Source organism: Enterococcus sp. DIV2449a, assembly GCF_051711225.1.
GTDB classification, from domain to species: Bacteria; Bacillota; Bacilli; order Lactobacillales; family Enterococcaceae; genus Enterococcus_D; species Enterococcus_D casseliflavus.
Genome location: NZ_JBIOME010000001.1, coordinates 3,393,379 through 3,406,169, shown reverse-complemented (window position 1 = coordinate 3,406,169; position 12,791 = coordinate 3,393,379). Strand labels below are relative to the sequence as shown.

Below are 12,791 nucleotides of genomic sequence, written 5' to 3'. Positions count from 1 at the left end.
GAACGTTTATGTTAGAAGAACAAGCAGCTCGTCGGGGACCAAAGAATTTTCTTTTTGTTCCCCGATGAGTTGCTTGTTTCTTTTTGTAGCTAAAAAAGCTGAAGCGAGGGATAAGTGTCTTTAAAATTTCCTTTAGACCTTCCTTTTGTGCAAGCGTACATCTTTCCAAGGATTCAAAAATTGGGTATAATGAAGGTCAGAATTAGTCAAGGGAGGGAATGAATTGAGTCATCACAACACTTCCGATTTGATTGAAGCATATTTGAAGAAAATTCTTGAAGACAGTGAAACCATTGAGATTCGTCGCGCAGAAATGGCAAATTTGTTCAACTGCGTGCCCTCACAAATAAATTACGTGATCAATACCCGCTTTACCGTTCAAAGAGGCTATGCGGTTGAAAGTAAACGCGGCGGGGGCGGCTATATTCGGATCGAGAAAGTCAAAATTACTGACAGCCACCACTATTTAAAAGAAATGAATCAACTATTCGATGAAACCATCTCGGAAAAAGATGCGTATGCAATAATCCAGAAACTTTATGAGGAAGGAATCCTGTCCAAGCGAGAAGGCAATTTATTGTTGACCGTCATCGCGAAAGCAGTTCTAGGACGTTCTCCTTATGAAAATAGAACACGAGCTGATTTGCTCCATGCAATTCTAGAACGATTAAGTTACGAAGACAGGAAGTGAAAGAGATGGATGAATTATTCACCCAACGCGCGAAAGCCGTTTTGGCTATCGCCCAAGAAGAAGCAAAATACTTTAAGCACCAAGCGGTAGGTTCTGAACATATTCTATTGGCACTGGTCATTGAACAAAACGGGATCGCTGGCAAAACGTTACGGGAAATGAATATCACAGAAAACGATATTCGTGAAGAAATCGAACATTTAACAGGGTATGGCACCGTTCGTCAATACCCAGAAAACGCCTATCTCGCGTATTCACCACGAGCAAAACATACATTTGCTTATGCAGGGGATGAAGCCAAGCGTTTAGGGGCACCACAGATCGGTACCGAACATCTATTATTAGGCTTATTAAGAGACGAAGATATTTTGGCTTCACGAATCATGCTGAATCTCGGCTTGAGTCTCGCGAAAATGCGTCAGCTTTTGAAGAAAAAAATGGGCTTCAATGAAAGCAAAACCAACGGAAGTGCTGGTCGTCGTCGTCCAGCCCAAGCCAAAGCGCAGCAAGGAACACCGACCTTGGATTCCTTAGCCCGTGATTTGACCAAATTAGCCCGTGAAAAACGGCTAGATCCTGTTGTCGGTCGTGCCAAAGAAGTCAAACGGCTGATCCAGATCCTTAGCCGTCGGACCAAAAACAACCCTGTTCTCGTTGGGGAACCTGGTGTTGGGAAAACCGCGATCGCCGAAGGCTTAGCCCAAAAAATCATCAATGGGGAAGTCCCAGAAGACATGCAAAACAAACGGTTGATGATGCTGGACATGGGGGCTTTAGTTGCTGGAACGAAATACCGTGGAGAATTTGAGGACCGAATGAAAAAAATCATCGATGAGATCTATCAAGATGGTCAAATCATCTTATTCATTGATGAATTGCATACACTGATTGGGGCCGGCGGAGCCGAAGGGGCGATTGATGCCTCGAATATTTTGAAACCAGCCTTAGCCCGTGGAGAATTGCAAACCATCGGTGCCACGACATTAGATGAGTACCAAAAATACATTGAAAAAGATTCTGCGTTAGAACGCCGTTTTGCCCGAGTGCAAGTCGATGAACCAACACCAGAAGAAGCGGAAGAAATTTTGCGCGGCTTGCGACCTCGTTATGAAGAACATCATGGGGTGGAAATTTCTGATGATGCGTTACACGCCGCTGTGCAATTGTCCGTACGTTACATCAATTCGCGCCAATTACCAGATAAAGCCATCGATTTGATGGATGAATCAGCAGCCAAAGTGCGTCTAGACAAAACCGATGAAAGTTCGGAATTGGCAGATCTACAAAACGAGATCGCTAACTTGATCGAAGAAAAAGAAGCAGCCATTCGCCAGCAAGATTTTGAAGCAGCAGCTCGTCTGCGAATCAAGGAAAAGAAATTGACCCAACAACTGACGGAAGTGGCGTTTATGGAAGTCAAAGAAGCGTCAGGCTATGCCGATAGTGTTACTGCAGAAGATGTTGCCACGGTCGTTTCCCAATGGACTGGTGTACCTTTGCAACAGATGGAGAAAAAAGAAAGCGAACGCTTGTTGGATCTTGAAAAGATCTTGCATCAACGGGTAGTTGGCCAAGAAGAAGCGGTCAAAGCAGTCGCTCGTTCGATCCGTCGTGCCCGCAGTGGGTTGAAAGACCCCAACCGCCCAATTGGTTCCTTCATGTTCTTAGGCCCGACCGGTGTCGGGAAAACCGAGCTTGCCAAAGCCTTAGCAGAAGCGATGTTTGGTAGTGAAGATGCCTTGGTTCGTGTCGATATGTCCGAATTTATGGAAAAATACAGCACGAGCCGTTTGATCGGTTCACCGCCAGGCTATGTCGGCTATGACGAAGGTGGGCAATTGACGGAAAAAATCCGTTCAAAACCTTACTCCGTCATCTTATTGGACGAGGTGGAAAAAGCCCATCCCGATGTCTTCAATATCCTCTTGCAAGTGCTAGATGATGGACATTTGACGGATGCCAAAGGTCGGAAGGTCGATTTCCGCAACACGATTTTGATCATGACTTCTAATATCGGTGCCCAACAAATCCGCGAAGAAAAAAGCGTTGGATTCAATGTCACTGATTTAACGAAAGATCACCAAGCGATGCAAAAACGGATCTTAGAAGAGCTGAAAAAAGCCTTCCGTCCAGAGTTCTTGAACCGTGTGGATGAAACAGTGGTCTTCCAATCCTTAGGTGAAGGGGAGATCCACGAAATCGTGAAGATTATGAGCAAAGCGATCATCAAACGGTTAAGCAACCAAGACATCCAATTGAAGATCACGCCATCTGCCATCGATGTGATCGGTAAAGCTGGTTTTGATCCAGAATATGGGGCACGGCCGATTCGTCGAGCATTGCAAAAAGAAGTCGAAGACCGTTTAAGTGAAGCACTCCTATCAGGACAAATTCATTTAGGTGACAAAGTGACGATTGGTGCTTCCAAAGGATCGATCACTCTCAATGTCAAAGAGGGACAAGCACGTGTCTTGCAACAAGTTTAAGTCGAGCCAATAACGGCAGCGGCGTTTCTATGGTCGAGCAATCGGCATCCATAGAAACGTCGCTTTTTTGTCTTGCTATGTCTAGTAGTGATCAAGTGATCTCTATTAATTATGATTGATGATTCACAAAAAAATATCCTTCTAAATAGCTTTATGACAACGGTTGATTAACGGAAAAAGCGATATTCGTGAAAAAAAGAGTAACGAGACCTCTTGGAAAGAATCCTTCTGTGTGATACTATGAATGAGTTGAAAAAAGGAGGAGTATTATGGTTGAGATTATCGCCACGGTGGAATCGATCGAGCAAGCACAGCAGCTCATCCCTTATGTTGATACATTGTTTTTTGGAGAAGAGACATTCGGGCTGCGCCTACCGGCCTCTTTTTCTCGTGAAGAGCAAATCAGACTGATCGACATGGCCCACGAAGCTGGAAAGAAAGTGACGATCGCAGTCAATGGCATCATGCATCCAGAAAAAATGAAGCGGATTCCAGAATACCTAGCATTTCTGAAGACCAATCAAGCCGATCAAATCGCTCTCGGAGATCCTGGGATCATTTACCGCATGAAGCAAAATCCAGAATGTGCCGTGCCATTTATTTATGCAGGGGAAACCTTAGTAACGAGCGCTCGTCAAATCAATTTTTGGGGACAAAAAGGAGCAAAGGCAGCCGTTTTAGCGCGAGAAGTTCCTTTCGAGGAAATGAAAATCATGGCACCACAACTAAATATTCCTGTGGAAGTATTGGTTTATGGTGCTACCTGCATTCACCAATCGAAGCGTCCGCTTTTACAAAATTATTATAACTATACCCAACAATCGGAAGAAAAGAACCACGACCGTGGGTTGTTTTTATCTGAACCGAAAAAAGAAGAAACTCACTATTCCATTTATGAAGATAGCCACGGCACGCACATTTTTGCCAATAACGACATCAATCTGATGCTGCAGCTGGGGGAATTAGCCGCAACAGGCTTTCAAACCTGGAAGCTGGACGGAATCTATACACGAGGGGCTGCCTTTGTGGCAATTGCTAAGCTGTTTGCCCAAGCCAAGAGCCTTGTGGAAAGTGGGAAGTGGCAAGCAGAGCAAGCAACTGTGCTCAGTGAACAAGTTGCCCAACTTCATCCAGCAGAACGTGGGTTGGACACTGGATTTTATGCCATCGATCCTGACGATATCAAGTAAGGAGCAAGAACAAATGACCGTTAAACAAGCATTGAAACGACCAGAAGTGTTAGCACCAGCTGGTACGTTAGAAAAATTAAAAACAGCGATCCACTATGGCGCTGACGCTGTCTATATCGGCGGCAATGCCTATGGTCTACGGAGTCGCGCGGGAAACTTTACCTATGAAGAAATGGCGGAAGGGGTGGCTTTTGCCAAAGCCCACAACGCAAAAGTCTATGTAGCAGCCAACATGGTGACCCATGAGGGCAATCAAGAAGGTGCAGGGGAATTCTTTCGGGAATTGCGAGATGTCGGTATTTCGGCAGTGATCGTTTCTGATCCCGCTTTGATCCAGATCTGCGCAACAGAAGCGCCAGGTCTACCGATCCATTTGTCCACCCAAGCTAGTGCCACGAACTATGAAACATTGGAATTTTGGCGGGAAGAAGGTCTAGAACGGGTCGTTCTCGCCCGAGAAGTGTCCATGGAGGAAGTCGCTGAGATCCGCAAAAATACTAGCGTGGAGATCGAAGCCTTTATTCATGGCGCCATGTGTATTTCTTATTCTGGCCGTTGTACTTTGTCCAATCATATGTCGATGCGAGACGCCAATCGCGGCGGCTGTTCGCAATCTTGCCGCTGGAAATATGATCTGTTTGACATGCCCTTTGCAACGGAACGAAACAGTTTGACTAAAAACGGGACAGTGGAAGAAGAGTTTTCCATGAGTGCTGTGGATATGTCGATGATCGAACATATCCCGGATTTGATTGAAAACGGCGTGGATAGTTTCAAAATCGAAGGCCGCATGAAATCGATCCACTATGTTTCAACCGTGGCGAACGTTTATAAAGCAGCCGTGGACAGTTACATGGCCGATCCAGAGAACTATGTCTGCAAACAAGAATGGATCGATGAACTGTGGAAAGTTGCGCAGCGAGAGCTTGCGTCAGGCTTTTACTACGATACCCCAAGTGAAAATGAGCAGTTGTTTGGTCCGCGTCGGAAAATTCCGCAATACAAATTTATTGGGGAAGTCATGGCGTATGATCCGGCAACAAAAACAGCTACGATTCGGCAACGGAACCACTTTTCCGTTGGCGATGAAATCGAATTTTACGGTCCCGGATTCCATCACTTTCACCAAACCGTCGAAGTCATGTATAATGAAGACGGTGAATCCATCGATCGTGCACCAAATCCTATGATGCTGTTGACGATGCCGGTCAAAGAACCGGTGGAAGTCGGAGACATGATTCGGAAGAAAAAATAAGGTCGAGAGTTTCTCTCGGCTTTTTTTGTTGAATCAATCCAGCCAAAAAGGATCGATGAGAACATAGACAATTTTAAGGAGGAAACAACAAATATGGAAACATACGACTACATAGTAATTGGTGGCGGCAGTGGCGGAATCGCCTCAGCCAATCGGGCAGGGATGCACGGCGCCAAAGTATTATTGATCGAAGGCAATGAATTAGGCGGCACCTGTGTCAATGTCGGTTGTGTACCGAAAAAAGTCATGTGGCAAGCCAGTGAGATGTTAGAAATGATCAAACGGGACGCAACTAGCTACGGCATTTATCCACATGTGGATAAATTTAATTTTACTGAGCTTGTGGATAACCGTGAAAAATACATTGATTTTTTACACACAGCCTATCAAAAAGGCTTAGACAGCAACAACGTAGAAGTTATCCACGGTTATGCACAGTTTGTGGATAACCACACGGTTACCGTCAATGGGGAAAACTACCATGCAGCAAAGATTTTGATTGCCACCGGTGGAAAACCTAGCGTGATGAATATTCCCGGCGGTGAGTACGCCATTGACTCGAATGGTTTTTTTGCGTTGCGAGAAGCACCAAAGCGTATGGTCGTCTTAGGGGCAGGCTACATCGCAGCCGAAATCAGCGGTGTCAGCCAACAGCTGGGCAGCCAAGTGGCTTGGGCGTACCGCAAAGAGCGGCCATTACGAACCTTTGACAGGATGCTTGCGGATAATCTCGTGGAGATGTACCAAGAATCAGGAATCGAAACTTATGCAGGCTACGTGGCCTCTCGTATCATTAAAGAAGGTGACGAGTATATCGTTCACTTTGAAAATGGCGAAACCTTGACCGGCGATTGCGTCCTTTTTGCTGGTGGTCGTGTGCCGAATACGGATAAGTTAGGTCTGGAAAACACCGATGTCCAATTGGATGAAAAAGGGTTTATCATTGTGGACAAATATCAAAATACCACAGCTGACTCGATTTTTGCGGTGGGCGATGTCATCGGAAAACTGGATTTAACGCCGGTTGCGATCGCCGCCGGTCGTCGCTTGTCTGAACGCTTGTTCAACGGTCAAAGCGATGCGTACTTGGATTATCACTTAGTACCGACGGTCATCTTTACTCATCCACCGATTGCCACGATTGGTTTATCCGAAGAAGCAGCCTTGGCAAAATACGGCCAAGAGCAGATAAAGGTGTATCGCTCGCGCTTTACACCGATGTACTTTGCTTTAAATGAGTATCGCCAAAAATGTGAGATGAAATTGGTGTGCTTAGGAAAAGAAGAAAAAATCATCGGTCTGCACGGCATCGGGATCGGTGTCGATGAAATGCTGCAAGGCTTCGCTGTAGCCATCAAAATGGGTGCTACAAAAGCAGACTTTGATCAAACCGTTGCCATTCATCCGACAGGGTCAGAAGAATTTGTGACGATGCGTTAAAAGAAAAAAACCTCAACTGACAGATGATTTGTCAGTTGAGGCTTTTTTTGCGTATAAAATTTTATCTATCAACTAAAAAGCCCCCAAAGGTAGATCAAAAATCTAACCTTGGGGACTTATTTCAGTATGATTCCAGCTGCTAGGCTTTTGCTAGATCCTTGATCAGTTCTGACGCCCAAGGATCTGAGCAGTGATCTGGTAAAGATACGTTTTGGTTTCATCTTTGGTCTCAGGTAATTTCTGGATCGCCTGCAAAGCTTTTTTCGTATAGTCGGCTGCGAGTTTCTTGGCTTCCTCGATCCCAGCACTTTCTTGGACGATCCGATAGATTTCGTGGGTGTCGGTGTCCGTCATAGCGTCTTGTTTTTCCAACAATGGGAGCAGCTGTTGGCGGTCACTTTTCAGTGCCATTAACAGCGGCAGGGAATAGACGCCTTGCCGAACATCTTCCAATACTGGTTTCCCTAAAGCAGCCGCATCTTGGCTGTAATCCAAGACGTCATCCATGATTTGAAAGGCAAGACCAATGGCTTCACCGATCTCACGGGCTTGATTGGCAAAGCGCAAGGAGGTGCCGCTTTCGTAAGCCCCGATGAAGCAGCTTAAAGCAAACAACTCAGCGGTTTTGCCGCGAATGTTTTCTAAGTAATCCTCGACAGTGACGGACAAATCGTATCGTTTGCTCATTTGTCCTAATTCGCCGGCCAGGATTTTTTCCATACTACGGGAATTCATCTGCAAGCTTTTCATGGAGCTGGCATAATCGGCCATCAATTTAAAGCAGCAGACGAAGAGGTAATCACCAGCATAGACAGCGACATCGTTGCCAAATTCGGAACGAATGGTCGGCAGCTTGCGGCGGGTGTCCGCATGATCGACGATATCGTCGTGGATCAACGAGGCAGTGTGGAGCATTTCGATCGAGGCCGCCAATGCGACGGCTTTTTCGCGATCTTTGTCGCTGCCATAAGCAGAAAAGAGCAGCTGATAAGCAGGACGCAGCAGTTTCCCACCTGAATGGATCATGGACAGGATCGCTTGTTCGACCTCTTTGTTTTTTAGTTTTAATGATTTTTCCATCAATTGCAAGGAGGCAGATAAGTCAGCTTGCAGTGCTGGATACTCTTGCCACATGGAATGAAGTTTCATAATTAACTCCTTTATTCTGAATCCGAGCGCCATTTGACTTTGGTCTGGCGTTCATAATCAATTTGAAAACGGCGCAGTGTTTCGACACGGCGCAGCAAGTAGTTGGCGGCGATCCCGATAGCGATCCCGGACAAGATCCCAAAGAAAGACAGGACCGGCAAGTAGAGCATCACGCTCCAGGATTGAGCGATCCATGAGGCAGTGATCAACTGTCCGACGTTGTGTAAGAACCCGCCGGCCGCACTAATGCCGATGATACTGACACGCTTAGGCCCCAACTGTTTCACCAAAGACATCCCAAAGTAGCTCAGTAAGGAACCGCTCATACTATATAAGAAGGTCGAAACCGTTCCTCCTAGTAACGTCGTTAAGATCAGTCTTAGCCAAATCAAGAGAAAGCTGTCTTTTTTTGGCATGGTGAACAAAGCAATAATGGTAATTAAATTTGCCAAACCTAGTTTCGCACCAGGCGCAAAGGCAAATGGATAAGGGATCATATTTTCAACTAAACCAATCACGACCCCTTGGGCGACCAGCAGTGAGATGAAAATTATTCGTTGTAATCGACTCATAAGCAAACGATCAATAGATTAGATCGTCGGTCTCACTCCCATCTGCGGCTTGGATTTCGATCACCAATTTATGAGGCAGACAGACGATGGTTTCCCCATTTTTACTGGCCCAGCCACGGCGGACACAAATCTGGTCGCCGCAATCGGCTTCCTTGATTCGGATCCGATCCCCTTCGATCTCCAGTAAATTGGTATCGCCATCTTCATCTTCATAAAGATAGGTGTACGTTTTTTGACCTTCAACTAAGTCAAAACGCTTGATTTCTGTCCCATCGACCCGCAAGACGGCTTCTTTGTCCGCTGTTTGCGTCTGGCCAAAAATAAAAATCGGTAAAAAAGAGCTGAGGATCAAAACAAGTATGATGACGCCATCCCATGGTTTTAAATGGGCATCGCGGATAAATTCTTTTAATTTCATCAAAAAAGACTCCTGTTCTTTCATGTGATGTGTCTCATTCTAGCATAAGAAGACAAGATTCTACTAGCTGAATCCTCAATAATCCACCGATTTCTGTGCAAGGACGATCAAGAAAAAGTTCTGTACTTGGAAAGAGACCAAGACACTGATTGAAAATCAGAATGTCTTAGTCTCATGAAGTCGTACAGGTATTCTATTTTGCTGGCTTATTTATTGCCATATAAGGAGCGAGGGGTACCGTACCACCATTTTCCAAGGGTACGTTGCAACCATGGGATTACCCAACGGTCTAAACCGACTGCGCGTCCTGAACCGTTCATCAAGGCAAATGCAACTGGAATGAACCAGATGTTTACCCAGTAGAACATACCAGACATACAGAAAGTCAACACTAAAACGATAGTCGTTGCGTTTACTAACCAAGTGAAGAGACCAGCCATCAATGCAAGAGCTAAAGCAATTTCAAAGAAGACCATGAATTTTTGGAAGAACATTGCAACGTCGTTGTTTGGCATGATAAATTGCATAACTTTTGTGAACCAGTCAGGTGATTTTTCAATCACGATCATTGGTTGCTCACCGTAGGCATAGCTCAAACCGAAGTGTGCGGCTTGTGTCGCTGCATCGGCTGCTTCACCGGCACCACTAGCGGCACTTGCTGCATCGGCTGCTTCACTAGCACCACTTGCTGCATCAGCGACTGTTTGGTATTCCCAAGTCCAAGGGAAAACGCTGTTGCCTTGGAACCAAGAACCTTCACCGAACCAAGTACCAGGTTTGAAGACTTCCCCATTCGTACCCAAAATTTTCTTGAAGGCTTCAACGAACCAGACAAGACCATAGAAAATACGAAGCGGAACACTCCACAAGACGTTTCCGTAACGAGACGTATGACCACGAGCGACTGTCCGGTCATCTTTGATGTGGAAGATTTCATGCATCAAGTATTGGAACATGTAGTAACCAGAACGAATATCAAAGAAGTATTTCAAGTTAACGATATGTTTCATAATGATCGCTAAGAAACCGCTCAGGTGAATCTTATTGAATAAGTTCGCCACGCCCCATTTGGCACCGATGGAAACCATAAATCCTTGGTAGTTTCCTTTGAATTTATGTTTTTCGCCGCCTTTGATGGCTGAAACGATATTCGTTGCTGCAGTGTGCCCAGTTTGTTCAGCTGCTTGCACGATTTGTGGTGTTGGTGTGTTCGGGAATTCTTCGAAGTAAACCAAGTCACCAATAATATAGATGTTTTTGTCTTCGTAGCCTTTTGCTTCCATGTACTCATTGGCAACTAGACGGAAACCACGAGCGGTTTCTAAACCGAAATCAGCAGCATCGCTAGTTCCTTTGACGCCGGCAGTCCAGATCAATGTGTGGGTTGGGATCGTTGAACCATCTTTTAGTTTGATGTGGTCAGGTGCCACTTCAACGATTGGTGCATTCAAGACAAGATCAACATTGTTTTTCTTCAAGTAACGTTCTGCTTTGGCTGCATCGTTACGATCAAGCATGTTTAAGATCGTTGGCATTGCTTCAACGACTTTCAAGCTGATTTCACTTGGGTCCAATTTATAATCGGAAGCTAAACGATCTTTCCAATCGATCAGTTCACCGATCATTTCGATCCCAGTAAATCCAGAACCACAAACGACAAACGTCAACATTGCTTTACGTAATGCTGCATCTGGTTCGATCGCTGCTTTTGCGACAGTTTTTTCAATGTGTTCGCGAATGCGGACAGCATCGTCAAATGACCATAGAGTAAAGCCATTTTCTTTGACACCAGGTGTACCGAAGTCATTCGGTTCGCCACCCATCCCTAAGATCAAGTAATCAAATGAATAGCTGCCTAATTTTGTTTGGACGGTTTTATTTTCTTTATCGATCCCAGTTACTGTATCGGTTACTAAACGAACATTTTTCTTGCGTGAGAACAAGCGCTGCAAGTCATATTGAATTGCGGTAGGTTCTACACGTCCTCCAGCGACTTCATGCAGTTCAGTCATCATCGTATGATAAGAGTGACGGTCGATCAATGTTATCTCAACATCATTGTCTTTTTTCAATTTCTTTGCCATGTACTTCGTAGCAGAAACGCCTGCATAACCGGCACCGACAACGACAATGTTTTTCTTTGCCATTGCAAATCTCTCCTTAATAAAAATAATCTATGATAATAATTACACAATCGTTCCTATTATATAGACAAATGGTTCATTTGTCTAACGATTCTGATGAAAAAAACGCATATTTCCTGAAATTCGTGAAAACTTGCGAAAATCAAAAAATAAGTCATTTTTTATTGAAAAAGCGGAAAGGAAGCGGTTGACATCTCGTAAATTTACTTTACAATGTTAGATGTATCACAAACTTTTTTGTGGGGAAAATAAACAAGTAAAAGGTGGATAATTATGAAAGCAAAGAAATTGATTGTAGGTATGGCGGTATTTTCATTCGCAGCATTATTGTTAGGGGGATGCGGAGCAGACGACAACAATACAGGTTCTTCGTCAACTAGTGAAAGTACATCACAAACTTCTGCAAGCGATTCTGCAACTACAGAAAGCTCAGAAGCAACCGTCGTTGCAGGCGAGCCAATGCAAGATGGTACGTATCGTTTAGAAGAAAAGAACTATAAAAACGACTACCGTGTCACATTTGAGATCACAGTCAAAGACGGCAAAATCGTTGAATCAAAATATGACAACGTCAATGCGGATGGCGAATCAAAAACAGAAAACACTGAATACAATGAAACAATGAAAGAAAAAGCAGGCATCAGCCCAGAAGAATTTATTCCTAAATTCAATGAAGAGTTAGTTGCCGCACAAAGCCCTTCTTCAATCGAAGTAGTTTCTGGCGCGACTCATTCCTTTGATTCCTTCCAAAACTATGCACAACAATTGATTCAAGCGGCGCAAGCAGGCAACACGGAAACCATTGAAATCGACAATGGTGCCGACTTGAAAGACGGAACCTATACATTAGAAGAAAAGAACTACTCAAACGGTTACCGCGTAGTCTTCTCAATGACTGTAGCTGACGGCAAAATCTCTGAATCAAACTACGACTACCTAAACGAAGCAGGCGAGTCGAAAAAAGATGATGCATCATACAACGAAAACATGGAAGCAAAATCTGGTACAAGTCCAGAAGAGTTCATTCCAAACTTCAATGAAGCCTTTGTTTCTGCAGTCAATGCCGAAGACGGCTCTGTGGCAGACATGGATGTTGTTTCAGGGGCAACCCACAGCTTCCACAGCTTTGTTATCTATGCACAACAATTGTTGAATGCCGCTGAAAAAGGCGACCAAACAACAATCGAAGTGGATAACTTCGTTACTGAATAATCACAACTTCTTTCCATGAAGAGGACAGCATTCGTTTTGAGTGCTGTCCTTTTTTCGTGGGCAACAAGGTCACAAAAGCAAGTTCGTGCAAAAGGAAGCAATCTGGTGGGAAGGTTTTTTAAAAAAAGAACTGTTTTTTACAAAGAAGAAAAGGTTCGATTAAGGATTCCTAAAATACGTTGAGGAATCACGGAATGCCCCTTTTCATTCTGCCAAAAAAAGGCTATTATATGA

10 protein-coding genes are annotated in these 12,791 nt (G+C 44.6%); 6 read left to right on the top strand and 4 right to left on the bottom strand.

Translation table 11 applies throughout. The features are described from left to right. Positions 1-223 precede the first annotated feature (223 nt). The 5 genes from IGI76_RS16215 (at position 224) to gor (ending at position 7,062) form a co-directional block, all read left to right on the top strand. Positions 224-691 (top strand): CtsR family transcriptional regulator, encoded by a 468-nt coding sequence (locus IGI76_RS16215; protein WP_005230319.1) that lies wholly within the window; start codon positions 224-226, stop codon positions 689-691. A 5-nt stretch (positions 692-696) separates the two neighbouring features. Beyond that, positions 697-3,177, top strand: coding sequence for an ATP-dependent Clp protease ATP-binding subunit (locus tag IGI76_RS16210; protein ID WP_010748867.1), 2,481 nt, complete (start codon positions 697-699; stop codon positions 3,175-3,177). Between the two features lie 269 nt (positions 3,178-3,446). Beyond that, positions 3,447-4,367, top strand: coding sequence for a peptidase U32 family protein (locus IGI76_RS16205; RefSeq protein WP_074934236.1), 921 nt, complete (start codon positions 3,447-3,449; stop codon positions 4,365-4,367). A 13-nt stretch (positions 4,368-4,380) separates the two neighbouring features. Next, entirely contained in the window at positions 4,381-5,622 is a 1,242-nt protein-coding gene (locus tag IGI76_RS16200) for a peptidase U32 family protein (protein ID WP_008381725.1), read from the top strand. Positions 5,623-5,715: 93 nt separating this feature from the next. Beyond that, complete coding sequence (gene gor, locus IGI76_RS16195) at positions 5,716-7,062, top strand: glutathione-disulfide reductase (RefSeq protein WP_194185555.1); 1,347 nt, start codon at positions 5,716-5,718, stop codon at positions 7,060-7,062. Between the two features lie 162 nt (positions 7,063-7,224). Here gor and IGI76_RS16190 read toward each other — a convergent pair whose 3' ends face one another. The 4 genes from IGI76_RS16190 to IGI76_RS16175 form a co-directional block, all read right to left on the bottom strand. After that, positions 7,225-8,211 carry a polyprenyl synthetase family protein gene (locus tag IGI76_RS16190; protein ID WP_081117091.1) on the bottom strand — a complete coding sequence of 329 codons (987 nt, stop codon included), beginning with the start codon at positions 8,209-8,211 and terminating at the stop codon, positions 7,225-7,227. Positions 8,212-8,222: 11 nt separating this feature from the next. Continuing rightward, a complete protein-coding gene (locus tag IGI76_RS16185) occupies positions 8,223-8,783 on the bottom strand; it encodes a Gx transporter family protein (RefSeq protein ID WP_005232987.1) in 561 nt (186 codons plus the stop codon). Between the two features lie 10 nt (positions 8,784-8,793). After that, on the bottom strand, positions 8,794-9,201 hold the full coding sequence (locus IGI76_RS16180; protein WP_010748871.1) for a NusG domain II-containing protein: 408 nt from the start codon (positions 9,199-9,201) through the stop codon (positions 8,794-8,796). 206 nt (positions 9,202-9,407) lie between these two features. After that, positions 9,408-11,348, bottom strand: coding sequence for an NAD(P)/FAD-dependent oxidoreductase (locus IGI76_RS16175; RefSeq protein WP_005230327.1), 1,941 nt, complete (start codon positions 11,346-11,348; stop codon positions 9,408-9,410). A 270-nt stretch (positions 11,349-11,618) separates the two neighbouring features. Here IGI76_RS16175 and pplA point away from each other — a divergent pair, with 270 nt between their 5' ends. Further along, the gene (pplA, locus tag IGI76_RS16170) at positions 11,619-12,557 is read left to right on the top strand and encodes an extracellular electron transfer flavoprotein PplA (RefSeq protein ID WP_016608361.1); all 939 of its coding nucleotides are present in this window, start codon (positions 11,619-11,621) and stop codon (positions 12,555-12,557) included. The last annotated feature ends 234 nt before the right edge of the window (positions 12,558-12,791 follow it).